General features: G+C 51.8%; 18 protein-coding genes. 9 read left to right on the top strand and 9 right to left on the bottom strand.

All coding sequences use genetic code 11. The annotated features are described in order from the left end of the window. Window positions 1–8 precede the first annotated feature (8 nt). The 6 genes from nhaD to ACH5Y9_RS16140 all read right to left on the bottom strand — a co-directional run bounded on the left by nhaD (window position 9) and on the right by ACH5Y9_RS16140 (window position 11,037). Window positions 9–1,448, bottom strand: coding sequence for a sodium:proton antiporter NhaD (gene nhaD / locus ACH5Y9_RS16165; RefSeq protein ID WP_445366820.1), 1,440 nt, complete (start codon window positions 1,446–1,448; stop codon window positions 9–11). Window positions 1,449–1,666: 218 nt separating this feature from the next. Next, window positions 1,667–3,013, bottom strand: coding sequence for an OpgC family protein (locus ACH5Y9_RS16160; protein ID WP_445366819.1), 1,347 nt, complete (start codon window positions 3,011–3,013; stop codon window positions 1,667–1,669). A gap of 306 nt (window positions 3,014–3,319) precedes the next feature. Further along, entirely contained in the window at window positions 3,320–4,318 is a 999-nt protein-coding gene (locus ACH5Y9_RS16155; RefSeq protein ID WP_171696353.1) for an HD-GYP domain-containing protein, read from the bottom strand. An 8-nt stretch (window positions 4,319–4,326) separates the two neighbouring features. Beyond that, a complete protein-coding gene (locus ACH5Y9_RS16150; protein WP_445366818.1) occupies window positions 4,327–8,064 on the bottom strand; it encodes a response regulator in 3,738 nt (1,245 codons plus the stop codon). Window positions 8,065–8,618: 554 nt separating this feature from the next. Continuing rightward, window positions 8,619–9,836 (bottom strand): MFS transporter, encoded by a 1,218-nt coding sequence (locus ACH5Y9_RS16145; protein WP_445366817.1) that lies wholly within the window; start codon window positions 9,834–9,836, stop codon window positions 8,619–8,621. A gap of 88 nt (window positions 9,837–9,924) precedes the next feature. Further along, window positions 9,925–11,037 carry an NADH:flavin oxidoreductase/NADH oxidase gene (locus ACH5Y9_RS16140; protein ID WP_445366816.1) on the bottom strand — a complete coding sequence of 371 codons (1,113 nt, stop codon included), beginning with the start codon at window positions 11,035–11,037 and terminating at the stop codon, window positions 9,925–9,927. Window positions 11,038–11,252: 215 nt separating this feature from the next. Between ACH5Y9_RS16140 and ACH5Y9_RS16135 the strand changes: the two genes are divergently transcribed. The 5 genes from ACH5Y9_RS16135 to ACH5Y9_RS16115 all read left to right on the top strand — a co-directional run bounded on the left by ACH5Y9_RS16135 (window position 11,253) and on the right by ACH5Y9_RS16115 (window position 15,453). Next, a complete protein-coding gene (locus tag ACH5Y9_RS16135; RefSeq protein WP_445369898.1) occupies window positions 11,253–12,491 on the top strand; it encodes a glutamate-5-semialdehyde dehydrogenase in 1,239 nt (412 codons plus the stop codon). Next, window positions 12,491–13,156, top strand: a complete 666-nt coding sequence (gene nadD / locus ACH5Y9_RS16130) for a nicotinate-nucleotide adenylyltransferase (RefSeq protein WP_445366815.1) — start codon at window positions 12,491–12,493, stop codon at window positions 13,154–13,156. The genes ACH5Y9_RS16135 and nadD overlap by 1 nt, the downstream gene beginning before the upstream one ends. After that, entirely contained in the window at window positions 13,134–13,475 is a 342-nt protein-coding gene (gene rsfS, locus ACH5Y9_RS16125; protein ID WP_101051849.1) for a ribosome silencing factor, read from the top strand. Before nadD ends, rsfS begins: the two co-directional genes overlap by 23 nt. Window positions 13,476–13,589: 114 nt before the next feature. Then, complete coding sequence (locus ACH5Y9_RS16120) at window positions 13,590–14,282, top strand: hypothetical protein (protein ID WP_445366814.1); 693 nt, start codon at window positions 13,590–13,592, stop codon at window positions 14,280–14,282. Further along, window positions 14,272–15,453: a flagella assembly protein FlgT middle domain-containing protein gene (locus tag ACH5Y9_RS16115; protein WP_445366813.1), complete on the top strand. Its 1,182-nt coding sequence runs from the start codon at window positions 14,272–14,274 to the stop codon at window positions 15,451–15,453. The genes ACH5Y9_RS16120 and ACH5Y9_RS16115 overlap by 11 nt, the downstream gene beginning before the upstream one ends. Here the strand turns inward: ACH5Y9_RS16115 and ACH5Y9_RS16110 are convergent. Then, complete coding sequence (locus ACH5Y9_RS16110; protein ID WP_445366812.1) at window positions 15,443–15,949, bottom strand: glutathione peroxidase; 507 nt, start codon at window positions 15,947–15,949, stop codon at window positions 15,443–15,445. The genes ACH5Y9_RS16115 and ACH5Y9_RS16110 overlap by 11 nt on opposite strands. A 294-nt stretch (window positions 15,950–16,243) precedes the next feature. Then, the gene (locus tag ACH5Y9_RS16105; RefSeq protein ID WP_445366811.1) at window positions 16,244–16,939 is read right to left on the bottom strand and encodes a hypothetical protein; all 696 of its coding nucleotides are present in this window, start codon (window positions 16,937–16,939) and stop codon (window positions 16,244–16,246) included. A gap of 756 nt (window positions 16,940–17,695) precedes the next feature. Here ACH5Y9_RS16105 and ACH5Y9_RS16100 point away from each other — a divergent pair. The 4 genes from ACH5Y9_RS16100 to ACH5Y9_RS16085 all read left to right on the top strand — a co-directional run bounded on the left by ACH5Y9_RS16100 (window position 17,696) and on the right by ACH5Y9_RS16085 (window position 23,553). Continuing rightward, window positions 17,696–18,406, top strand: a complete 711-nt coding sequence (locus ACH5Y9_RS16100; RefSeq protein WP_445366810.1) for a PEP-CTERM sorting domain-containing protein — start codon at window positions 17,696–17,698, stop codon at window positions 18,404–18,406. Window positions 18,407–18,645: 239 nt separating this feature from the next. Continuing rightward, entirely contained in the window at window positions 18,646–20,508 is a 1,863-nt protein-coding gene (locus ACH5Y9_RS16095; RefSeq protein ID WP_445366809.1) for a S8 family serine peptidase, read from the top strand. 219 nt (window positions 20,509–20,727) lie between these two features. Then, window positions 20,728–22,515 carry a S8 family serine peptidase gene (locus ACH5Y9_RS16090; RefSeq protein ID WP_445366808.1) on the top strand — a complete coding sequence of 596 codons (1,788 nt, stop codon included), beginning with the start codon at window positions 20,728–20,730 and terminating at the stop codon, window positions 22,513–22,515. Window positions 22,516–22,785: 270 nt separating this feature from the next. Then, window positions 22,786–23,553: an HAD family hydrolase gene (locus ACH5Y9_RS16085; protein WP_445366807.1), complete on the top strand. Its 768-nt coding sequence runs from the start codon at window positions 22,786–22,788 to the stop codon at window positions 23,551–23,553. Window positions 23,554–23,563: 10 nt separating this feature from the next. Here the strand turns inward: ACH5Y9_RS16085 and ACH5Y9_RS16080 are convergent, their stop codons facing one another. Continuing rightward, window positions 23,564–24,745: a molybdenum ABC transporter ATP-binding protein gene (locus ACH5Y9_RS16080; protein WP_445366806.1), complete on the bottom strand. Its 1,182-nt coding sequence runs from the start codon at window positions 24,743–24,745 to the stop codon at window positions 23,564–23,566. Between the last annotated feature and the right edge of the window lie 45 nt (window positions 24,746–24,790).

Raw genomic sequence — 24,790 nt, 5'->3', positions numbered from 1 at the left:
CTGCAGAGCTAAAAAAGCGCGGAATTTATTAAAAAGTGCGCAGCCACGCTGCCCAAATACCCTAGGGCAATCACCGGCGTCCATTTCAGATGAGTCATGAAGGTGTAAATGCCCTTGGCTTGGCCCATAAGCGCCACGCCTGCTGCCGAGCCGACCGACAACAAACTGCCGCCAACACCCGCCGTCAGCGTGACCAGCAGCCATTGACCTTCCGACATCTCGGGGCGCATGGCTAAAATTGCAAACATTACCGGAATGTTATCTATCAATGCCGAGATCAGGCCAACTAAGACATTGGCAGGCGTTGCGCCAAGTTCGCCGTACAGAAACTCTGATAAATGGCGTAAATAGCCGAGAAAGTTCATACCACCCACACACAGCACCACGCCGTAGAAAAACAGCAAGGTATCCCATTCCATGCGCGCCAAATGATGAAAGACGTCGAAGCGCATACTATCCTCGTCGTCGGCAGCGGGGTTTTCCTCGCCGGACATCGGGTCTAGGCCCAGTTCCGGTTCGTCGCGGTGGGTAATATGCAGAAAATAGCCGAACAATTGCAGATAGGTCAGACCAGCCATCATGCCCACCGCAGCCGGCATGTGCAGGCTATTCTGAAAGCCGACTGCCGTGAGCACCGTGAGCAGGAATAACACCACGATACGTTTGGCGCCGCGACGTGTGACAACCTGGGCATGAAGAGGGCTTGGCTGAGTTTTCGGAATGGCAAAATGCATGATGGCAGCGGGAATCAGGAAGTTAAGCACCGATGGCACAAACAACGTGAAGAATGCCCAGAACTCGATGATGCCTTTTTGCCAGACCATCAAAGTGGTGATGTCGCCAAAGGGGCAAAACGCGCCGCCGGCATTGGCGGCTACCACAGTATTGACACAGGCAATGCCAACAAATTTGGGATTATCCTTGCCGACCGCCATGACCACTGCGCACATCAACATTGCAGTAGTCATATTATTGGATACCGAGGAGATCAAAAAAGCTAGGATTCCCGTTACCCAAAACAGTTGGCGATAACTCAAACCTTTGTTAACCAGCCAAGCCCGCAGGCTATCAAAAACCCGTCTCTCCTCCATGGCATTGATGTAGGCAATCGAGACAATCAGGAATAGCAACAACTCGCCATAATCCAACACATCGTGCCGAATCGCCGTTTCCGCGACCGACGACAAGCCTTGATCCTTATAAACCAGAGCAATCGCCACCCAAATCAATGCCGCCGCCAACATCATCGGCTTAGATTTGCGTAATTCCAAGACTTCTTCCAGCACTACAAGTAGATAAGCGACTGCAAACAGGCCCACACACAAATATCCGACCCAATGCCCGCTCAAATCCAGCGCTTGGGATAAGGTCTCAGCGATTGCCGGCGTGGGCAGGAAAAACAATGCGCTGCCAATCAAACCGAACAAACCCTTGTTTAACTCTTTCATATGATTATCCATCTGCATGGTTCCGATTTCACGGGTGATGTTTCTACATCACCGTTAGCCAAATGTACCAGGCGATTGGCGGATGTCAGCGGCGCCCCTGCTGTTGTGCTAAGCCGAGCGCGGGTGACGGTTTTTCAATCGCACGGGAGATAAAAGACTCAGCAGCAACTGCCAGAAAAACCGATGAACCGCTTATGCTTCCGCGGCCTTAAAATCCGTTACAGCTGTTGCCGGTTGTCGATCATCTTGTCGGTGGCGGTTTCTGGTAACAACGCCTCCACAGGCTGTAAAGCCTCGGTATCGGTTTCGTGTACTTGAACGACTAGGTCGGGCGTGACCTCTTCGCCGACATGTTGTGGATTGGTCAACACCGCAGGCAGCGCGGCCAAGCCGATCAAACAGGGCAGTGCCAAGACTTGGTTGCTCAAGCGATAATCGGGAGTCAATAGTGCGGAATAGCGATTGCTATCGTTTTGCGCCAATCTTTCCGGGGAAGGCTTCCAGGGTTTGGTGTCCAGCCAAGCCATGAGTTGGCCGGCTAGCAACATCAGCCCGATGCCGCTCAGATTGACTAAGGCTGCTGCCGACCATTCGTCGCGCCCAAGTTGGTCCAGCCAGATGCCGCCGGCATAAGAAAGCACCATGGAACAAAGGAAAATCGGTAACGATTGCTGGCCCATGATGACAACGGCGCGCGGCAGCGTCCAATTTAGCCACTGAGATCGCCAGTCGCACAAGCGATACATGACATAAGCCAATGCCAGTAAATGCAGCCAACGCAACACTCCCAAGTGACTTTTGTCGAGCCAGGGCGCCAAGGTTGCACGCAGATTGCCCCAGAACTCAATTCGGGTATACGTCGCTTCATGCTCCAAAGGAATCGAAACCAGGATGATCGCCAGACAGACCAACAACAGCCAACTGTATTTTAGGTTCACTCTGGCCCAGCCTGCGCCAAATGCGTAACCGGTAAAAAACATCAATTGCCAGTTGTAGGGGTTGAAATACCAGGCGCGACCGCTCGCCGGATCTGCGCTCAATTCCCAGCCGAAGTGAAAACTTGCCCAATACAGCGCTACCGAACTCGCTAGGGCCACGCCGACATGTAAACGAGACAGCGCCCAGAATATCGGCAGCCATAACATCATCACCAGATACATGGGCAGGATGTCGAAATAATTGGGTACATAAGCCAAGGTGAACAAGTCATACAGCGCTTGCTGGGTGGCGTCGAAAAAATAGGTTATGTTCAGACGTTGAATATCATCCATTTCCGGCACCCAGCGATTACCAACGACGCAAACCATAGCCAGCAGTACAAAAGAAGCCAGATGCGCACTGTAAATTTGTACGCAGCGATGCAAGATTCGAATCACTCCCAGCCACAACCCTGCGCGCTGGAAACAGCGGCCATAGGCTAGTGCGGAGGCAAAGCCGGATGAAAACACGAAAACCTCCGCCGCATCGCTGAGGCCGAATCGCGAAGGGGTATACCAAAACCAAGGGTTATCCGGCATGTGGTTAATAAAAATCACCATCAACGCCAAACCTCTAAAAAAATCCAACGGCAAATTCCTGCTTTGCAGTGACGGGTCCGGCAATGCCATATAGGTCCTTTTATCCAATAACATCGGTTGTGTGAATGACGCATTTCAGCTAAATCTTCCTGATTATAAGAATATTTCAAGTATGCCGTCATTCCAGAGAATGCTGGAGTCCCAAACCGGGAAGTCAATCCAGACTATTGGGATGTGCCTGACACTGGATTTTTTGAAGCTTTCGGATCTAGACAACCCTTGGCGAGGTGATAATTTCTCATTTCAATGACAATACCCGTTTGGTCAGTTCGCAGATCGATAAATGCGCAGTTATCACACCCTGGACGTGGCCTCGCATTCGGACCATTTGGCTTGAATCGCTAAGATCTCGGGTAGAACGGCAATAAAGACCTCGATCATCGCTGGTTGAAAATGGCTGCCGCTTTCCGCTTGAATGGTGGCTATTGCTTGCTCGTTAGGCCAAGCTTCTTTGTATGGACGTTTCATCGTCAGCGCGTCGAACACATCGACTAAGGCTGCGATACGCGCCGATTCGGGAATTAACTCGCCAGCCAGTCCATCGGGATAACCACTGCCATCCCAATGCTCATGATGGTGTAAGGCAATCTCCGCTGCCATCTTAAAGACCGGTGCATCGCTTTTGCTAAGGATGTCGTAGCCGATTCTGGGGTGGGTTTTCATGATGATCCATTCACTGGCATCCAATGCGCCGGATTTCTTCAGAATCGCATCCGGGATGCCTATTTTGCCGGTGTCGTGCATCGGGGCCGCCAATTCGATGAGCCGGCATTGTTCTTCTCCCCAGCCTAGGGCACGTGCCAAGGCGCCCGCATAATCCGCCATGCGCCAGATATGCACCCCGGTATCGTTGTCATTGTAATGGCCGGCTTCACCGAGCATGTAGATGGCGTCGCGATGACTTTTTTCCAGATGGATCGCGCGTACCAAGGACAGGTGGGTTTGTACGCGCGCCCTTACTGTCGGTGATGAAACCGGTTTAACGATGTAGTCCACCGCGCCGGCCTCAAAACCAGTGACTTCATCATCGGCATCCGCCAAACTCGTGATAAAGATCACCGGAATGCTTTCGGTAAGCGGATCAGCTTTTAACTGCCGACACACCGTATAACCGTCCATATCCGGCAGTTGAATATCCAATAAAATCAGAGACGGTCGAAATTTACGTGTAGCCGCCAGCGCCTCATGGCCGTTGCGAGCAAACACCAACTTATATTTGCCTGCTAAGATTTGCTCCAGCACCCGCAGATTTTGCGGCTCGTCGTCAATAATTAAGATAGGACCGTTAGGCATGGCAATGCTCACAGAGTAATAGAATGTTCAGCTGCAAGTGTCCTGACTTCAGCTTCCGCAGTTCGAAAATCATAGTTCTCGATGGCTCGGTTTAATGGTTCAAGGCTAGTAGGTCCGACCGTCTTATCAAGTTCAAGCAACAGCGGCCTAAATTCCACCATGTCATCGTTTGCCAATATAGCGAGCATCTGCGCAAGGAGTGCTGTCAGTTGTTGCCGGTCTATCGTTTTTGCTTGGGTGTTGTCCACAACGTGTTTGTCGGGGGCATATTCAGCAATCGAATCCAGTGCTTTGTCTAAAGCAGACTTTAAAATTCGCAAGGGTCCAGTTATTTCCGCGCCCCTAACTAGCTGCTGTTCAACTTCTGCCGCTTGTTTGCCAAGTTCTAGTAGGGCCAGGGTGGTCGCAACACCCTTCAGCTTATGAAGAAACGCCCGTGCTTCAGCGGTGTCCGCGAATTTGATAGTGTGTAAGCTGTCGGCGTAATCCCGGGCAAACTTACGTAAATATTGTTGGTAAGTACTTACATCCGGGAAAAGTTTTAGGCCGCGTTCGACGTCCAAACTCGGTAGCTCGAGATCTGAAGTATTGGGCTGTATGGCAAGATGGGGTTTATACATCGGCGCAATTTGACGAGTTCCGCCGGTCAACTTGATAATCAAGGCGATGGCGGCATCCACATCAAACGGTTTGGCAATAAAGCCGGTCATGCCTGCTGCTTGTGCCAACTCTTGTTGTTCCATAAACGCGCCGGCGGTCAGTGCCACGATGGGCAGATCGGCCAAGGCCGGCATACGGCGGATGCGCTGGGTGGCTTCGTAACCGTTCATGATCGGCATCTGCACATCCATCAGTACAATATCGATCCCGTTCTCATGCGCTTCCAGCCATTCAAGGGCCTGGCGACCGTGATGGGCCAGTTCGACATGCGCGCCTTCGCCTTCCAGAATACGTTGTGCTACCTCACGATTGATGTCGCTGTCATCCACCACCAAGATGCGTAAGCCGGCAAGGCGCTGCTGGGCATGTTTAGGTCTAAGCGGCTCGCCGCCTTGGCGCACCCGTAATGCGCGTGCCACCGTGTTATACAGTGCCGAAGCGGTGACCGGCTTGGTCAGTAAGGCGTCTACGTGGCGCATGTCGCTGTGAGTCTGCAGGGCGTTACTAGCGTGAGCGGTGACCATAATGATAATTGGGTCGTGATGGTCCTTGAGTTCGTTGCGGATTTTATTGGCGACGGTGAAGCCGTCCATGCCCGGGGTTTTGTAGTCCAATAGCAGAACTTGATTGGGCTCTCGCGCCAGCAAGCGGCTTTGGATATGTTGAAGGGCGGCCGAGCCCGAACCGACCGCTGTTGCGTTCCAGCCCAATCCGGCCACAATATCTGCCAACACTTCGCGGGCGATTGGATTACCGTGCGCCACCAATACCGGGAGATTCGCCATGTCCGGTGCGGCCAGCCAAACGTCTTGGCCGCGTTTAAACGTCAAGTTAAACCAAAACTCGCTGCCGCTGCCCGGGATGCTGGTGACCTGCAATTCGCCGCCCATAGCCGCAATTAAACGTCGGCATATACTCAAGCCCAAGCCGGTGCCACCAAATCGACGGCTCGTCGAACTGTCGGCTTGAGAAAATGGCGAAAAAATGTCCTGCTGTATGTCCGCCGGAATGCCGATGCCGGTGTCGCGAACTGCAAATCTCAAGGTTATCTGCTGGTCGTCTTCGGCGGTCACTGCGATCGCTAGTTCCACATGACCTTGCTCGGTGAATTTAATCGCATTGCTGGTCAGGTTAATCAACACCTGTTCTAGCCGCAGCGCGTCACCATAAAGTTGTTTGGTTTTGCTGGGTGGCTGGGCGATGATCAGTTCCAGTTCTTTTTCGCCGGCGTTCGTGGACATAATGGTCGATAAATTATCCAGCACATCTCCCAGGCGAAACGGTGCGTGTTCGATTTCCAGCTTGTCCGATTCAATTTTGGAAAAGTCCAGAATATCGTTGATGATGCCCAACAGCGAACGTCCGGCCATGCGAATCTTGCTGACCAAATGGTTAGCATCGCCCGGCAATTCGCTTTTTTCCAGCAGATATGCCAAGCCCAGTATGGCGTTCATCGGGGTGCGAATCTCGTGGCTCATGTTGGCCAGGAATGCACTTTTGGCGCGGGTGGCGGCCTCGGCTGCGCCGCGAGCGGTTTCCAGCGATTGTTCGGCTAAGCGGTGCGGGGTGATGTCCGTGTAAGTCAGTAAGGTCCAGCCATTACTGATGGGTTGGCCGCAAATCTCCAAATAAATGCCATTGGCTTGCTGGCGTTCAAAACACACGGTTTCGCGCGCTGCCATCATATCGATGAAGCCGTTTAGGACGTCATCAAAAGTTCGATTCGGATAGTCGCCCCGGTCAAAATTGAAGCGAATGGCATCGGCAAAATACAGAGGTTCTTTTTTGCACAGCTCGGAGGGATAACTTAAAAGTTTGCCAAACAAGCTGTTACGGAAAACGGCTTTATACGACTCGTCGTAGACCACCACACCGAAGGGCAGCACTTCTAATACTTCGTTGAGAAATTTGTTCAGGTCCTGGAGCTTTTGTTCGCGGGCTTTACGTTCGCGGTCATCCACCAAGGTGCTGGTCGAGTACTGGGCCTCGCCTTGAGCATTCCGGATCAAATCGGCGTTAACCAGAAATGGCCGGATACTACCGTCCTTGCAAAAAAAATCGAACTCCAGATCACGCACGTGACCGGTACGCATAAACTCCGGAAAGTGACTTTCGAATAGCTTTCGGCTGTCGGGTGTCATGAACTCGGTGATCGGGTGGCCTAAATACTCATCGCTGGTATAGCCCAAAAGATCCAGCTCGGTTTGATTGACCCGTAAAATCGTTCCCTCGGGCGACAACGAGTGGTAACCGCAGGGCGCTTGGTTGTATAGATCGAAAAATTCTTTGGTCCTTGCTTCGACTTTATCTTCGAGTTCTTGCGTGAGTTGCTGTAGTACGTGTTCCGATTGTTTGCGGTCAGTGATGTCGATCACCACGCCGCGATAAAGCAGGAGTTCTCCGTGCTCGTCCAACAGCGGCTGGCCGCGCGACAGCAAATAGTGGGTGTGGCCGTCCAGCTTGGAATGCACTCGCCACTCTAACAGGACGTCGGCTTTTTGTTTGAGTGCTTGGTCCATTGCTTCGTGTGTTGTCGCTCTGTCTTCTTCGGCGATGGTGCTTAGCCAGTTGTCGTAGGAGGCCTGGCAACTATTTTTTTTAAGACCGTAGAGCCGCCATAAGCTCTCGCTCCAAAACACTTCGCCGCTGGGGACGTGCCATTCCCAGATGCCAGCGTCGGCAACACTGAGCGCTTGGTCCAGCCGCTGTGAATAGCTATTGACTTCAAAACTTGACAAACGTTTGACTGCTAGCAGAGAGCGGTGCAGTTGCTCGAAGACAATGCTGAACAGTATGCCCATCGAGAAAAATATACACATCGAATAGATGCTGCGAGTTTCTGCAATGTAAAAGGTAAAGCTTGGCGGGATAAACAGAAAATCGGCTAATGCCACCGCTATCAGCGTAGCCAGCAAGCCGCCGACCAGACCACCCACGGCGGCGCTTAAAAATACAGAAGGGTACAGAAAAATCCAGATGGTCGGTTTTAGGATGTCCCACAGATGATATTGGAAGACTGCACCGCAAATCGGAATGACCATCGACAGCAGAATTCTGAGTGTGCGATGTTGGACGAACGGCGGCATGGGATAGCTCCTGATGCTAATGCAAAAGGGGCATCAGCGGTTTGGCTACGTTTATTGTTATTCCCATTTTAACCAGGCGATTCGAATAATTTCTATACGCAGAATAAGGGAAGGGCTTGTTTATTCTTGGCCGGTCGAAGTTTATGTAGCCAGACTAAATTTTAGTGCATCACTGGAATTTTTGAATCGATGCTTAACCCATTCGCCCTGAGTCTGCCGAGGGGGCTCAATTTAAGGGCACGCGAATAGTGTGGCTATAGGTTTGGTAGGTAGTCGGGCTAATAAAATTGGACAAGCTTGAATTGCAAGGTAAATTCTTTAACTTGAATCAGCTTATCCGCCTAAAGAGCTGACAATTAAGCAAAAATAGGGGAGAAATTATGGGTCCGTATTACAGAGGTACATCGCAAAGCACCGGTGCATTTTTTGACATGTTTTATCAGCATCCAATCTTGATGTTGGTTTTAGTGGTAGCCACTATTGGCGCAGGTTTTTTACTGATGCGCGGAAAAAAGTCTGAATAAAACCGCTGTTTTGGGCAATTGACACGAAGATTACTGGAGCTGATTAAGCTCCAGCCTGCGTAGTTTAGGCGCGCATTTAGCCGTAACCGCCACTACCAACAGCGTCATGCCTCCGCCAAACACTACTGACGGCACCAAGCCCAGCAGCCGAGCGGCAACCCCGGATTCGAACGCGCCGAGTTCGTTAGACGAGCCGATGAATATGCCGTTGATCGCCGCGACTCTGCCGCGCATATTATCCGGCGTGGCCAATTGCATGATGGTGGTGCGCATTACCACCGATACCCCGTCGCAAATGCCAGACAACAGTAAGGCCAGGCCTGCTACCCAAAAATTGGTCGAAAGCGCAAAGCCGATCATACAAAAGCCAAAGCCGGCTACGGCGATCAGCAACCAGCGTCCGGCGTGCTTGTTGAGGGGATGCCGGGCTAGAAACAAGCCGGTCATCACCGCGCCAACGGCGGGCGCTGCACGTAAAATCCCCAGGCCTTCCGGGCCGTAATGAAATATGTCGTGAATGAAGGCCGGCAGCATGGCTACCGCGCCGCCAAACAATACCGCGAACATATCCAGCGACTGCGCGCCCAAAATAATCTGATTGCCGAATACAAAGCGTAGGCCTTCGGCGATGCTCGTAAAAATCGGCGCGCTTTCCGCTGCCGGCGGTTCCTTGATGCGTAAGGACAACAAAGCCAGCGCGGCCAGTATGCATAAACCACCGGAAATGCCGTAAGCCACCGTCTTGCCGGCCCAGCCGACCAGAATCCCCCCCAATGCCGGGCCGGCGACTAAAGCAAACTGAAATACCGAACTTCCCAGGCCGGCAGCGCGTGCATACTGTTCGCGTTGCAAAACCAGGGCGAATAGTGCGCTGTAGGATGGGCCGATAAAGGCCCGTGCCACGCCGGTGACGGCTATGGAGCCGTACATCAATACCAGCGGATTATCGGGAATCCATTGCGCGGCGATGGCGGTCAAGGTCAGGGCGTTGAGGCATAACAGCAAACACGCTGAAATCGCGAACCAGCGCCGTGAGTAATGATCGACAGCGTAACCGGCGAACAGCGCGCTGCAAAAATACGGGACCACTTCGGCCAGGCCTATCAGGCCCAAGGCCAGCGGGTCGTGCGTCAGTTCGTAGATATGCCAGCCCACCACAATCGCCACGATTTGATAGGCCAGCACGATGAGCACGCGAAAAGTTAACAGTTTTAAAAACGCGGGGTTTGCAGTGCCTAAAAAACGCATGAATCTCCAATGTTTAAATACAGCCGGCTACAGCTGCATGGGCGAATTTATTATGTGACTGATTGACTTGGTTAAGCTATTCAAAGTCTTAGCGCTGCCGAAAGCGAATGTCGCCAAATAAAGCCTTTTGTTCGCGCGGCTGGCAGCGCCAGTATTGTGGCGGCGCTTCGACTTGCGCGCCCAGTTTGGCGGCGGCATGCCAGGGCCAGCGCGGATCGTAGAGTATGCCGCGCGCCAAGCCCACCATATCGGCCTGGCCGTCGGCGATGATGGCTTCGGCCTCTTCCGCTTCCGTGATCAGGCCGACAGCGATGGTGGGCAGGCCAGTTTCAGCGCGGATGCTAGCCGCCAGCGGCACTTGGTAATGAGGACCGACCGGGATTTTTTGCAAAGGCGACAGGCCCCCGCTGGAGACATGGATAAATGCGCAGCCGCGGGCTTGCAAGGCTTGGGCAAAGATCACGCTTTGCGCCAAATCCCAGCCGCCGTCCACCCAATCGGTCGCGGAAATCCTTACGCCGATAGGCATTTGTATAGGCACGGCAGCCCGCATCGCTTCGAATACCGCCAATGGGAAACGCATGCGGTTTTCCAGCGAGCCGCCGTATTCGTCGTCACGCTGATTGGATAAGGGCGAAAGAAATTCGTGCAGCAAGTAGCCGTGGGCGGCGTGTATCTCGATGGCGTCTAGCCCCAGTTTATGCGTGCGCTTGGCGGCCGATACAAACGCCTGCACGATGCGTTGCAATCCGCTGGCATCGAGCGCAGTCGGCGCGGGGTCGTCCGGCATAAAAGGCAGTGCCGACGGTGCGACGGTCTGCCAGCCGCCTTGTTCGATATTGACCAGACCGCCACCGTCCCAGGGCGCGGCGGTGGAAGCCTTGCGGCCGGCGTGTGCCAGCTGAATCGCTATGGGTATCTGCGAATATTTTCGCACCGCAGTTAACACCCTGGCCAAAGCGGCTTCGGTGCCGTCCGACCAGAGGCCGAGATCGGCCGGCGAGATGCGGCCTTCCGGTTCCACTGCAGTGGCTTCGATAATCAACAAGCCGGCGCCGGACATCGCCAAATTGCCCAGGTGCATTAAATGCCAATCGCTGGCTTCGCCGTTGGTCGCCGAGTACTGGCACATCGGCGCGATGACGATACGGTTGGGCAGCGTAACCGTGCCGAGGGAATACGGCGAAAAAAGCTGACTCATTTCAGGGTACCTTTGAATAAAGTGGGTGTTAATCCAATGTTGCAGTCTACGAGCTCGGTTCTGGCTTGGCAATGGGAAGGGCTCTGTCGTGCAGTGCCGAATTTACGGCAGGAAAGGGCGTTGAGTTTGCCGCATTCGTTGTAACTTGGCCCGGCTTGCTATAATGCCGGCTTTTCCAATTCATCGGGTCGATAATTGTGGACGTTAAACAGTACATGCAGCAATTGGGGCAACAGGCCAGAGCGGCCGGCCGCGAGATCAGCAAGGCCGAGAGCGGGCGGAAAAATAGCGCTTTATTGAAAATTGCCGAGGCTATCGCCGCCGGTAGCGCCGAGATAGCCAGCGAAAATCGCAAAGACCTGGCGGCGGGCAAACAGAACGGTATGGATCCGGCGTCGCTGGATCGTCTGGAACTGACACCAGCCCGCATCCAAGCCATGATAGAAGGCCTGAAGCAGGTTGCCGCGCTGCCCGATCCGGTTGGGGAAATTACCAATCTTAACTATCAGCCCAGCGGGATTCAGGTGGGGCAAATGCGCGTGCCCTTGGGTGTGATCGGCATTATTTACGAATCGCGGCCTAACGTTACTGTCGATGCGGCGGCCTTGTGCTTGAAGTCGGGCAACGCCTGTATTTTGCGTGGTGGTTCCGAGTCGATTCATTCCAATCGGGCGATTGCGGTGTGCATCGCCAGCGGTTTGGCCGCAGCCGGTTTGCCGCAGCAGGCAGTGCAAGTGGTGGAAACCACCGATAGAGCGGCGGTCGGCGAATTGATTACGATGAAGGATTATGTCGATGTGATCGTGCCGCGCGGCGGCAAAAGCCTGATCGAACGCATCAGCGGCGAAGCGACCATCCCGGTCATCAAACATCTGGATGGTATTTGCCATGTGTATATCGACGGCAAGGCCAACATCGACAAAGCCGTGGCAATAGCGATGAACGCTAAAACCCATCGTTATGGCGTCTGTAATGCGATGGAAACTTTGTTGGTGGCGGAAAGCATTGCTGCGACGGTGTTGCCGATTTTGGCCGAACACTACACGGCAAAAAACGTGGAACTGCGCGGTTGCTTGAAAACCTGTTCCTTGATCAAAAACGCTGTACGCGCGACTGAAGAAGATTGGCATACCGAATATCTGGCGCCGATTTTGTCCATCAAGATTGTCGTCGACATCGACGAGGCGATAGCGCATATCAATACTTACAGCTCGGCTCATACCGAGGCCATCGTCACCGAGGATTACACTTTGGCGCGGCGCTTTTTGCGCGAAGTGGATTCCAGCTCGGTGATGGTCAATGCTTCTACCCGGTTTGCCGACGGCTTTGAATACGGTTTGGGTGCGGAGATTGGCATCAGTACCGATAAATTGCACGCGCGCGGTCCGGTTGGCTTGCATGGTCTGACCTCGTTGAAATTCATCGTGCTGGGCGACGGGCATATCCGCCAATAATGATCGGGGTTTACGGCGGCACGTTCAATCCGGTCCATTACGGCCATTTGCGCACCGCGCTGGAAGTGAAAGAGCTGTTTGAATTGGAGCAGCTGCGCTTGATTCCCTGCCGTCTGCCGGCGCACCGAGACGAACCCGACGTGCCGGCGCACCTGCGTTTGCAAATGCTGGAAGCCGCCGTCGCCGATACTCACGGATTTAACGTTGATCGGCGCGAGTTGGATAGGGCGGGGCCATCGTATATGGTGGATACGCTGCATTCCTTACGCAACGAAATGGGCGATACGCCTTTGCTGTTGTTTATCGGCGCCGATGCCTTTGCCGGTTTGGAGCGCTGGCATCAATGGCAACGCTTATTCGACTATGCACACATCGTGGTGATGACCCGCCCCGGCTATGCGGAATTGGCGTTATCGGCGTTTTTACAGCGGCGAATCGCCGAAGACCGAGCCCAATTACGCCGGCAGAATGCAGGGCTGTTAACCTTTCAGGAAGTCACCGCGCTGGCGATTTCCGCTACCGCTATCCGCGAACTGGTGGCGGCCGGACGCGATCCACAATTTTTACTGCCTGACCGGGTTATCGAATTGATTCGGCGGCATCATTTATATCAACCCCCTCATTCATCACACAGGAAATTGAATGCAAACAGAAGCATTACTTAAGCTGGTCGAAACCGAGCTCGACGACCGCAAAGGCCTTAACATCAAGACTATCGATGTGCGTGGCAAAACCAGTATTACCGATTATATGGTCATTGCCACCGGTACCTCGTCTCGGCATGCCAAATCGCTGTGTGATTATGTAGTGGAAAAGGTCAAGGAGCAGGGGCAGCAGCCGCTGGGATTGGAAGGCGATCAAAGTTCTGACTGGATTTTGTTGGATTTGGGTGATGTGATCGTGCATGTGATGACCGGTCAAGCTCGCGAACTGTATCAGCTGGAAAAACTCTGGTCAGTGGCCGGCGACAAGACGCACAGTTAGTTTTTGCCGCGATTTGCTAAAAGCAATTTCAACCGGCTCAAGGGCATAATTTGTCATCCGCCCTCAAGAAAAAGCCCAAGTAGTCGATGACTTAGGCGAGTAGGAGGAGGGGTTATGAAAGCGTTTACGACAATCTGTTTGCTGTTGATAATGGCAGTCGCGACGGGGTGCGCGTCCGTGGGCGGTAAAAGTGCCGAGGCGCCGTCGCCGTCAGCCGGAAAAACCCTGCGGGCTACCGGTTATAGCCGTTTTGACGATAGCGGTAAGCTGGCGGTTAATCAACGCTGGTTACAAGCGCAACAAGCTGCCAAACTGGATGCCTATCGCGGCTTGGCGGATTTGCTGTATCAAGAAAAATTGGGCAATCAAACCACGGTCGGCGCTCAAGTGATGCGTGACGAGGTCTACCGGGTTTATCTGGATAGTTACTTACGCGAAGCGCGTGCCGCCGATTACCGGACTGTCAGAGACAATTTAAAAACGACTCTTGAATTACGTCTGAGCCCGCGTTTTTACCAATGCATGTCCGGCGGTACCTATGTCGCCGGCCAGTGTCTGCAGGAAGATAACAAACTGGCGTTTACCCGGCTGGGCTATAAAACAGCAACGGTGACTTCGGCCAACCTGGCCTGCGGTGCACGCGATTGTAGCGATCAATATTATGTGTCTGGCTTTTCCAAAAAGCCCAATGTCGTGGACGATACTTTGCTGGAAGCCGGTCTGTATGATGTGGAATGGATAGCCAACACCGGTTTGCGGACAATATTTCAGTATTTGTTGATCAACGGATTTTATAGTGCCTTATAGAAACTTGCTAACAGTGTTACTGATCGCATTACTGGCTGCTTGCAGCAGCGGCAACGATAAACGGCGCGGCGATGAAAATGGTGTTGCCGTATCCGGCCAGCAGGTCAGCGTGCAAGGCAGTGCGCCAATCGTTGGCGGCGGTATCGAAGCGGCCCGCCGCGCTGCTATCGACGATGCGGTGCATCAGGCATCCTTGCAGCTCAAACGCAACAATAACTCGGCGATGCTGGTTAGTGATATTAAAGTGGTCGACGAATGGCAGGATGCCGATCAATATCATGTGCAAGCGCTGGCCGTGTTATCGGATAAACAGCGCTGCGGTTCGCCGTATCGGAAAAAAATAGTCGCCACCGGTTTTCCGGTCATGAATGCCGATCAAATCAGCGGCACCGAAAGCCAGGATTTATACAGCGGCATTCCCCGAGAGATTAATAACCAGTTGATGGAAACCGGCGATTTTATCGGCCGTAATCTGACCAACACCTCTTTATATAGCCGGCCCGATATGGCGCCGGAGATTCGCTTTGCCGAGGGTACAGCCGAATCGGTAATTCTGAATATCGCCAAACAGCAGAATGCGCAGTTTGTGTTATCCGGTGTGATTCGCGATTTTCGGGTGGAATCCACCGAATACGTGCGCGGTAGCGGCGCTCTGGCAGACTTAAAATCCATGGTCCGGGATTTTGTCGCTCGCCGTAGTGTTGGGATTGACGTATTTGTTTACGACGGTTTTAGCGGTGCCTTGCTGTTTCAACATCGTTATACCGATTCCATCCTGGGCGACGTCTCGCTGCCGAGCGGCTACACGGTGGGTAGCGACCGCTTCAACTCGACATCGGCCGGTCACGCCATCAGCGAGATCATTCAGCAGGCCAGTGAAGATATTCACAAATTATTCGGCTGCTATCCCTTTACCACCCGTGTAATCCAGGCTGGCAATAATCGCATTGTGATTGCCGCCGGCGCCCAGGATAAAATCAGAGTCGGTGATAAGCTGATGATTTATTCGGCGTCCGCCGGCGGTACGGCGGGAGCGGGTTTGGGCGAGTCGCAAGGCATCTTGACGATAACCGACGTCAGTGCTGCTACGGCGGCGGGTACTCTTGATTCTTCGGCGGTTGCCGGTGCAGTAAGGCCGGGCGATTGGGTGAAAAGTTTTGCTACGCCTTAACGGGGGCGTCGCTCAAACTCAGTAAGCGCTCTATGTCTTTACTGATACCTGCCGGCGTGTCTATCGGCGCATAGCGTTTAAAAACCTTGCCATCTCGGCAGACCAGAAATTTACTGAAATTCCATTTAATGGCATTTAAACCCAGGATTCCCGGGGCTGCGGTTTTCAAATACTCGAACAGCGGATGTGCGTGGTTACCGTTAACGTCGATTTTTTCGAACATGGGGAAGCTAACGCCATAGTTCAGTTCGCAAAAGCTGGCAATTTCTTGGCTATCGCCTGGTTCTTGTTGGCCGAATTGATTACACGGAAACCCCAGGATCACTAAGCCGCGGCTTTTATAGGTCTGGTACAGCGCTTCCAAGCCACGGAACTGCGGGGTAAAGCCGCATCGACTGGCGGTGTTGACGATTAGCAGCACTTTTCCGCGGTAATCTGCCAAAGCGACAGTTTCGCCGTTAATGTTAGTCGCCGAGAATTGGTATATGTCATTCATGCTGATGCCGGTCAGTTGTCGAATTACTTGTGCTTGTGGTAAACGTTGGGATGGCGCTTCTTAAAGCCTATGTATCCTCATCAAGATGCATAGACAAACATTTACCCAGCATACCGTTATTCATCGGATTGTCAAAAATCTGTAGTGCCAACATACCCATATTTGCATGGGGGCTTACCAGGAATTTTAATGGGCTTTGAAGGTATAGCGCCTAGGCCATTCTCTCGCGGGACGACCGCCCATAGCGTCCTGGCGTATGGGCGGCTGTCGAAACCTGCCGAGATTTCTCAGTGCCTATTGTGAGGCTAGCCGTTGTTGCAGTTTGGTTTGCATTAAGCTGTCATAGTGGCGTTTCAACACCGAGTCGGTAGGCGGTGTTGGCAATTCGGCTGCAATTTCGCGGCGTAATTGCTCAAGGTCGTGCGTCTGCACTGACGAATCTTCAGGCAGAACCGCTTCTACAGGGCTGGCTGGCTGGGCCGCAGCTTCCGGCTGGGAGGGCACCGATTCGTCCACCGCTTGTGAATGCTGAGGCGATGCGATTTTGTGCAGCGTTTCGTAGTGACGGCGCAGCACGGAGTCGGTGGGATAGGGATTGCTGAGGGCCTCTTTCTCCGCTTGCAATGCTGCCAGATAATGGCGTTTTAATACTGAATCTTCCGGTATTGTGATTGCCGGCTCTTCTTTCGTCGGTGTACTCGGCTCTTCGGTAACTGCTGTGACGATTGGCGTCTGTGGCGCGGGTTCGGCAATTGGTTCAGGCGCTTGGATGGGAGGCTCTACCGGGGTCTCGATTTCTTTCGCTATTGGAGTGGTTGGCGACGCGGTATTCGGTTGCGAAGGGGAATTGGCTGCACGGGAAGCAGTTAGTTGAGGTGGTGTCCCCTGTTTGTTCTCCGGCGTCTTGCCAATTGGCTTGAGTTTTAGTTTGCCTTTCCAGACCAGCCAACCGACTACTGCCAGCCCTAAGATTACCAGAAGTTCTATCATGATTTGTCCCCCTCAATATTGTTATTAATCCAAAACTAACTAACACCTACAGCGTTACCGATTGGCTTTCTAGGCATAGCTTCCGCGGCTTGTATTCCAAAGCATGATGGAAGCGCTACGATTAAATCGCAGCGCTTTATACCATAGATCGTTGAAATAGTTGATTTGTCGAGTCGCAAGGCCCGCGCTTGGGCAGCACTAGCTAAGGCGCATTCTCCCAGGTAGGTTTTCTGTATTTAAAAAACGAAGTTTTAATTTTTCGATTGGGTCAATTGATCATGACTGGCAAAACATTCAACAGCGCAAGTGTTTTGTCAGTTTTTTTTACAGGCAAATATGCTGAATTTCCAAATGAAAATTGTGGTTCGGGGTAGTGTTAAATTTTTATGACAATGCGTCGGGATTTTTTCCTGAAATTGCTTTGCAAAAGCGCTCTGGCATTGGATTTGCAAAAAAAACTTAATGAAAATCCCTGGGGAAAAACCGATTAAGTTGATGCCACGACGCAGTTTTTCTTAGTTGATGCTCAGGTAGGTTTGAATTGTAATGCACGGTAATGTAAGCAAATACTGACGAAAAAATTTACAGGCTGTGTTGTTTTTTGGGGGGTATTTGTTTTTAAGCATATGTTTTATAGCATAAATTTTTTATGGTCTACTATTTGCTTAGGTATTTTCAGGGTTTTGTGCCTTTTTCACGAAATCATAGTCAAAGAAATAGTTCGACGTTTTACAAATTTATTTGCGGGGGATCATCATGGAAACCAAAATTAAACACATACTGTTGGCGGGATTTTTATCGTCAGCCGCAATTTTCGGAGGAGGCGCTCAAGCGGCCTCATTTAGCGTAGCGGGTAGCCTAACAGGCGATCCCAGAACCAATAATCCGGACAATCTGTTCATCAACGTCGGCATTAATGTCGTAGATACAGTCGCTAGTTGGACAGTGGATATCGCTTCGCCTTTACATCCGAATGCAAAGCTTGACGAGTTCTATTTCAACTTGGGGTCGTTGGTCAACGTCGCGGATGTAACTTTTGGGGGATACAATCCAGTTGGCTGGGAGATTCAATCTCCTGCAACAGTTCAAGGTGGAGGGAGTTTCAATCCTTCGTTTTCATTTCAAGCACTCGATCCGGCAGGCCAACCCAATGCTGCGGACGTAACAAATACCGTGAATTTGTTATTTACAGCAACCTTAAACCGCAATTGGACTTTGGATGACTTTTATTCCGCAGCGGCACTACAGAGCTCGGAAGCTACGTTACCTGCCGGTCAATTGGGTGCGCATTTGCAATCACTAAGTACGGCAGGTTGTGCAGGTTGCTCGGATAGTGGCTTCCTGATCGGTAACTATACACGCGACGGCGGTGGCGGTGGTCAAGGCAGCGTGCCCGAGCCAAGCGTTGTAGCTTTGCTGGGCATGGGTTTGTTGGGCATGGGTTTGTCACGTAAAAGCAAAGTCTGATTGTCCGACTTGTTTACACACCTAAAAAACGCCGGTTAAACCGGCGTTTTTTTTTCCAGAAATTGTCTGGTAGCTTTAGCAATATGTGTTACCCCATTGTTGTTATGGTGATTCTGAAAGCAAAGTCACAGTAATGGCAGCCCAGTTTTTTTAGACTTCCTTCCAAGCAGAAAGCTAATTCAGAACATTCAAATTAGCTTACGTTCAGAAAGCCTCAAGGCAAAGAAGCCAAGGATGAGGTGTTTAAGATTTGGATATTCAAAACAAAAACGAGGGGAACAGTCATGAACAAAAAAAATTTATACATCACTTTAGGTGTCGCGCTACTGGCAGTGCCCGCAATCATTTATCTTGATAAATACTTGCTAGACCAGGAAATTTTGCAAATAAATCAGGATATGCAACAGTTGCCGGCGTCAGCTGGTAACGTCGCCAAAACCTGGAAACCAGGGCAAATTTTAGTTAAACCCAATGCGGGTTTGTCGGATGCGGAGTTTGAAAAAATTCTGCGGGGCAATCAAGGTAAAAGCAGCGAAAAGATCGGCAATTTGCCGGTTCATATCGTTAGCGTTCCTGAACAAGCGGAAGAAGCGGTGGTACGGGCATTATCAAAAAATCCCCATATCGAGTTCGCTGAGCTGGATATGGTTCAGCCCATGAGTACGACTACCCCGAATGATCCGAATTTTGCCGGTGCGTGGCATTTAGCAAAAATACAAACGCCTGGGGCTTGGGATGTTTCCAAAGCTGATGGCATTACTATAGCTGTATTGGATAGCGGCGTTGATGGTTCGCATCCGGATTTGGCTAATCATATGATTCCGGGCTGGAATGCCGTGGACGGCGGCTCTGATACCTCTGACATCAATGGTCATGGTACGGCTGTTGCCGGTACAGCGGCGGCTGTCACCGATAACGCTACTGGGGTTGCCGGCGTGGCCTGGAATGCTAAAGTGATGCCGGTGAGGATTACTAACGATTCTACGGGATACGCTTATTGGAGCGATATAGCTAGGGGTTTGAGTTGGGCTGCAGATAATGGTGCCGATGTCGCGAATATTAGCTACGGTGTGAGTGCTAGTTCGGCCGTGTCATCGGCAGCGCAGTATATGAATGCCAAAGGCGGATTAGTGGTTGTTGCAGGCGCCAACGACGGAGTCGATCCCGGATATACCGATAATCCCTACATGATTTCTGTTTCAGCAAGCGATTGGAATGACGCGAAAGCCAGTTGGTCCAATTTTGGCGCCTTTATTGATGTCGCCGCTCCCGGCACTTCTATTGCCACGCTTTTGAGAGGTGGCGGATATGCCAATTGGAACGGGACTTCATTTTCTAGCCCGGTCACTGCGGGCGTAGTCGCGTTGATTCAAGCCGCAAATCCCAATTTGGTGCCTGCGGATGTCGAAAAAGTGCTGAAAGATTCTGCCGATAAAGTATCCGGCGTTAATTTTGATCCAAACTATGGCTATGGGCGTATTAATGCTAACGCCGCGGTGCAATTAGCGCTCAATACCGTGGCTAGAGATACTCTCGCGCCGACCGCCGCCATTTCATCTCCAACCGCTGGCGCTGTGGTCAGTGGTTTAACCTCTGTGGCTGTTAACGCTAATGATAATGTCGCAGTAAGCCAGGTTTCATTTTACGCAGGGGGTAAATTGGTCGGAACAGATGGCACTGCGCCTTACACATTCAGTTGGGATTCCACGACTGTGGCAAACGGCAATATCAATTTAATGGCGGTGGCGACTGACTTTTCCGGAAACCAAGGTTCATCAAGCGCCGTGACTGCGAACGTACAAAATCAAACCACGGTAAGCACCACGGATCAAGCGGCGCCAACTGTGACTATTTCTAACCCGATTAACGGTGCGAAACTGAGTGGTAGCGTGGTGAGTATCTCTGCTGCTGCTAATGACGACGTTGCCGTCGCTAAAGTGCAGCTTTATATCGATAACAAGCTGGTGTCGTCTACGACTAACAAAACCTTGAGCTATAGCTGGAATGTCAAGAAAGTGGCTGCCGGCAGCCATTCGATAAAAGCGGTTGCCACCGATACCGCCAATAAAACCGGTACCGTCAGTATTCTCGTCAGTAAGTAGCCTTCGTATTCGGAAAACTGCCAACAGTTTTGTTGGCGGTACTGAAAGGCAATAAAAAACAGGGGTGTATTTCGCCCCTGTTTTTTATTGTACAAGTCGGCTAAACAAATCCTTGCGAGACAACTCGCGTATGTTCCCCAGAAGTTTTAATGTGCTCTTAATAAAGTATTTGCCCTAAGCCCCTTACAATGGCCTTTTTGTTATATGAATGGGATTGTAATGTTAAGAGTTAAGGATGTTGTGGTTGTCAGTTTGTTCAGTTTGCCTACCGGATTTGCTTATGGGCAAGCTTTTCCGAATACCGCAACGAATTTACCAGCCGGCAAAACGTGGAAATCGGGACAGATTTTAGTTCAACCCAAGGCAGGGTTACCAAAAACCGAGTTTGAAAAAGTGCTTCATTTCAACGGCGGTAATATTGCAGAAAAGATCGGTAGTTCGGCTATTCATGTCATCAATGTCCCGGAAAATGCTGAAGTAGCTGTGGTGCGGGCCTTGTCAAAAAATCCTCATATCGAATTTGCCGAATTCGATATGGCTGTGCCATTGAGTGCTATTCCGAACGACCCACAATTTGCCAACGCCTGGCATTTGTCTAAAATTCAGAGCCCTAACGCATGGGATGTCTCAAAAGCAGACGGCATTACCATTGCGATACTTGATAGTGGGGTAGATGGTTCACATCCAGATTTAGCGGCACATATAGTGCCTGGCTGGAACGCGGTAGATAGTGGTTCGGTGACTACTGACATTAATGGACATGGTACTGCCGTGGCGGGTGCCGCCGCTGCTGTTACCAACAATGCCAGTGGTGTGGCAGGCGTAGCGTGGAACGCCAAAATCATGCCTATCAGAATTACAAATGATGCCAGTGGTTATGCCTATTGGAGTGATGTTGCACGAGGCTTGAGCTGGGCTGCGGATAATGGTGCTGATGTCGCTAACCTTAGCTATGCCGCAAGCGATAGTGCTGCAGTAGTCTCTGCTGCTCAATACATGCGCAGTAAAGGCGGTTTGGTATTGGTGGCTGCCGGCAATGATGGTTTGGACCCTGGGTTTGCAGATAATGTAAATCTGATTGCTGTTTCCGCTACAGATACCAACGATGTGAAAGCAAGCTTCTCGAATTTCGGTAAATACATTGATGTTGCCGCACCGGGCGTATCCATCGCGACGACCAATAAAGGCGGAACTTATGCTGCTTGGTACGGTACTTCGCTCGCCACTCCTGTTGCCGCTGGTGTTGTCGCACTGATTCAGGCAGCCAATCCCAAACTTACGCCTGACAATGTCGAGAAAATATTGAAAAGTTCTGCCGATAAGGTCTCCGGTGTTAATTTTGACTTGAACTACGGCTATGGGCGAATCAACGCGGCTAATGCAATAAAAACAGCTATCAATACCGTTTCAGTGGACACTCAAGCACCGACAGCGGCTATTATGTCGCCAAGTGCCGGTAGTGTGGTTAGTGGGTTGGCCTCTGTAGCGGTGTCCGCTAGCGATAATGTGTCCGTCAGCCAAGTCTCGCTTTTTGCCAATGGCAAGTTGGTCGGAACCGACGGTGTCGCGCCTTATCAATTTAGTTGGGATACCAGTAGTCTAGCCAATGGCAACGTTAGCCTAACTGCTGCCGCAATCGATTTGGCTGGCAATACGGGTTCATCTGCTGTCGTGGCTGTTAGCGTACAGAATCAAAATGCTACCGGCGGCACTACTGGCAATACAGCCACTGCTGATTTGATCGCACCCACGGTTAATATTTCTAACCCAGTGAACGGGGCTAAAGTCAGTGGTTTGGTCGCGGTTTCTGTTTCGGCAAAAGATAATGTCGCTGTTGCCAAGGTGCAGATTTATATCGATACCAAGTTGGTTGCTTCCACGACCAGCAGTAGTTTGAGTTATAACTGGAACGCCAAAAAAATCTCAGCAGGCAACCATGTTATCAAAGCGATTGCAACTGATACATCTGGTAATTCAGGCACTGTCAGTATACAGGTGACAAAATAAGCTTATCCGTCAGGGGATTCGTATCGCGTACTTCCGGCGCAATATTTGCTCAAACCTCAGGCAGACAGCAAAATCGACACAGTCCAGAATTGGACCAGTCAAAGGCGAGCGCAGGTAGTTACGCGACTGAATCACACTCGGCATCGACTCTAGTTTTGATAATTGCGAGTGGCACGATTCCTGGCGGGATTTGCGACGCAATCAAGATTATCCGCCGCGCCATCCGTTACAATAGTCGCCATCTTCCGTGAACCTTAGCTTCCCTTTCAAATGAACGATTCCATTATTTATGCGCTGGATTTTGATGGCGTTGTCTGCGACAGCGCGATTGAAACCGCGATCACCGGCTGGAAAGCCGGCACTACTATTTGGAAAGACATGCCTGACGCAGTACCTCAGGCTATCGTTGAGCAGTTTCGCGAAGTGCGGCCGATTATAGAGACGGGTTACGAAGCTATTCTGATCATCCGCCTCATGTATTTGGGCAAAAGCACTGCCGCTATTTACGCCAACTACGCCGCTAAAGTGCAACGGATGCTGGATGAAATCCATTTAAGCATCGACGATTTGAAAAAGCTGTTCGGTGATACTCGCGACAATTGGATTGCCAGTGATCGTGCCGACTGGATCGCCAAGAATCCCTTGTATCCGGGCGTTGCGGAAAAACTGCGTGACTTGGGGCAACGGCATTTTTGGTGCGTGATTACCACCAAACAAGAGCGCTTCGTGAAGGAAATCCTTAGCGCCAACAACATTGAATTGGCCGACGAACGGATTTTCGGTATGGACCGCAAGCTCAGCAAACCGGAAATCCTGAAAGGTTTGAAAGCCCGGCATCCGGGCCAGCCGATTTATTTTACCGAGGATCGCCTACCGGCTCTCGATGGGGTGCAAAAACATCCGGAGTTGGCGGATGTGAAATTATTCCTCGCCCTCTGGGGTTATAACCTTGCCGCAGACCATGCCGTTGCAGCGGGGCAAGCAATCGCGCTACAACAGTTAGATACTTTTCTCAGCGACAGTTTGGGTGCCGTTTAAACCGCCGAATTCAGTAGCGGTATTCCAAAGCACTTTGGGTGTCGACGCCGGCATTGTTCAAATAATAGTAGCCGTCGCCGTGGCTGACAATGCGTTGGTAGGGTAGGGTGTCCATCTCGGCCAGATAAACGATGGCGTGAGTTTTAATCAGGCAATACACTACGTCGCCTTCCCGCAACGCCATGCTCTGACAGGCGCCCGGCGTAATTTCCACCAATAAAGTCCCCCCGCAATCGACTTGCACGATCAGGCTTTCGCCGCTGGGAATGATCGCGCAGATCCGGCCTTTCAGTTGATTCTGAATGGAGATGCCATCAATGTAGGCCCGAGACAGAGCGATGTCGTTGGCGCGGATCGATACCTGGCTCTGGCTGCCGATTGCAAACTGCGGGCGTAGCGGCAATGCCAGCGGCAGACCGAAACTGTCCGCCATACTGCAACCCGTCTGGACATCGTGACTGCGGATACTGATCGGCAAGATATTGTCGATCTGGCGGATTCCCAGATAACGCAAGATACCTTGTTGTTTGGCCACTTCGCGCAAGGAGCCGCTGCGCAGCACCTGACCGTGTTCCAACACGATCAACTGGTCGGTCAATTCCAGAATCTCGCTCAGCGACTGGCTGGCATACAGTACCGGCAAGCCGAATTCGTCTTGCAGGCGTTTTAAAATCGGCAGCAGTTGCGAGCGGTAACCATGGCCGATGGCGGCGAAGGTATCGTCCAACAGTAATAGTTTTGGCGATTTCAGCAGGGAACGGGCGAGTGCCACGCGCTGACGCTCACCAACCGAGAGCCGTTCGATAGGCTGATCCAGGTTGGCGCCCAGTTCCAGTAAGTTGATTAGATAGTCCGGTTTAAATAGCCGGCGCTGTTTTAGGGTTCGGTAATAGGCGGCGGTTAAATTGTCGCGCACGGTTTCGCTGGCGTCGGCGCAATCGATTTGCAATACAGCGCCTATCGGCCGTTGTTCGCGCGGCATTACGATGCCTTTACGGCTGTCGAACAAAATCTTGCCGTCCAGGGCAATATGCCCGCTTTGCGGCTGGATAGTGCCGGCGATCAAGCCCAGCAAGGTGCTTTTGCCGGCGCCGGATTGTCCGAACAGGCCAACGCTGATGTCGCCCACCGAACATTGCGTGCTGAGGTCGAAATGACCGCGACGCAGTTTGACATTCATTTCCAGCAGCATGACCACCTCCGGTGGTTAAAGCCAACCCGGCTTGGTGGCCGGGTC

The sequence above is a fragment of the Methylomonas sp. BW4-1 genome (assembly GCF_052474385.1).
This window is presented reverse-complemented; position numbering and strand designations above follow the sequence as displayed.

Bases quoted from the DNA above. Each gene is read 5' to 3' on its own strand.
- ACH5Y9_RS16110 (WP_445366812.1), bottom strand. From the start codon at position 15,949: ATGAATGACATATACCAATTCTCGGCGACTAACATTAACGGCGAAACT.
- ACH5Y9_RS16085 (WP_445366807.1), top strand. From the start codon at position 22,786: ATGAACGATTCCATTATTTATGCGCTGGATTTTGATGGCGTTGTCTGC.
- ACH5Y9_RS16150 (WP_445366818.1), bottom strand. From the start codon at position 8,064: ATGCCGCCGTTCGTCCAACATCGCACACTCAGAATTCTGCTGTCGATG.
- ACH5Y9_RS16090 (WP_445366808.1), top strand. From the start codon at position 20,728: ATGTTAAGAGTTAAGGATGTTGTGGTTGTCAGTTTGTTCAGTTTGCCT.
- nhaD (WP_445366820.1), bottom strand. From the start codon at position 1,448: ATGAAAGAGTTAAACAAGGGTTTGTTCGGTTTGATTGGCAGCGCATTG.
- ACH5Y9_RS16120 (WP_445366814.1), top strand. From the start codon at position 13,590: ATGAAAGCGTTTACGACAATCTGTTTGCTGTTGATAATGGCAGTCGCG.
- nadD (WP_445366815.1), top strand. From the start codon at position 12,491: ATGATCGGGGTTTACGGCGGCACGTTCAATCCGGTCCATTACGGCCAT.
- ACH5Y9_RS16155 (WP_171696353.1), bottom strand. From the start codon at position 4,318: ATGCCTAACGGTCCTATCTTAATTATTGACGACGAGCCGCAAAATCTG.
- ACH5Y9_RS16135 (WP_445369898.1), top strand. From the start codon at position 11,253: ATGCAGCAATTGGGGCAACAGGCCAGAGCGGCCGGCCGCGAGATCAGC.
- ACH5Y9_RS16100 (WP_445366810.1), top strand. From the start codon at position 17,696: ATGGAAACCAAAATTAAACACATACTGTTGGCGGGATTTTTATCGTCA.
- ACH5Y9_RS16145 (WP_445366817.1), bottom strand. From the start codon at position 9,836: ATGCGTTTTTTAGGCACTGCAAACCCCGCGTTTTTAAAACTGTTAACT.
- ACH5Y9_RS16080 (WP_445366806.1), bottom strand. From the start codon at position 24,745: ATGCTGCTGGAAATGAATGTCAAACTGCGTCGCGGTCATTTCGACCTC.
- rsfS (WP_101051849.1), top strand. From the start codon at position 13,134: ATGCAAACAGAAGCATTACTTAAGCTGGTCGAAACCGAGCTCGACGAC.
- ACH5Y9_RS16140 (WP_445366816.1), bottom strand. From the start codon at position 11,037: ATGAGTCAGCTTTTTTCGCCGTATTCCCTCGGCACGGTTACGCTGCCC.
- ACH5Y9_RS16105 (WP_445366811.1), bottom strand. From the start codon at position 16,939: ATGATAGAACTTCTGGTAATCTTAGGGCTGGCAGTAGTCGGTTGGCTG.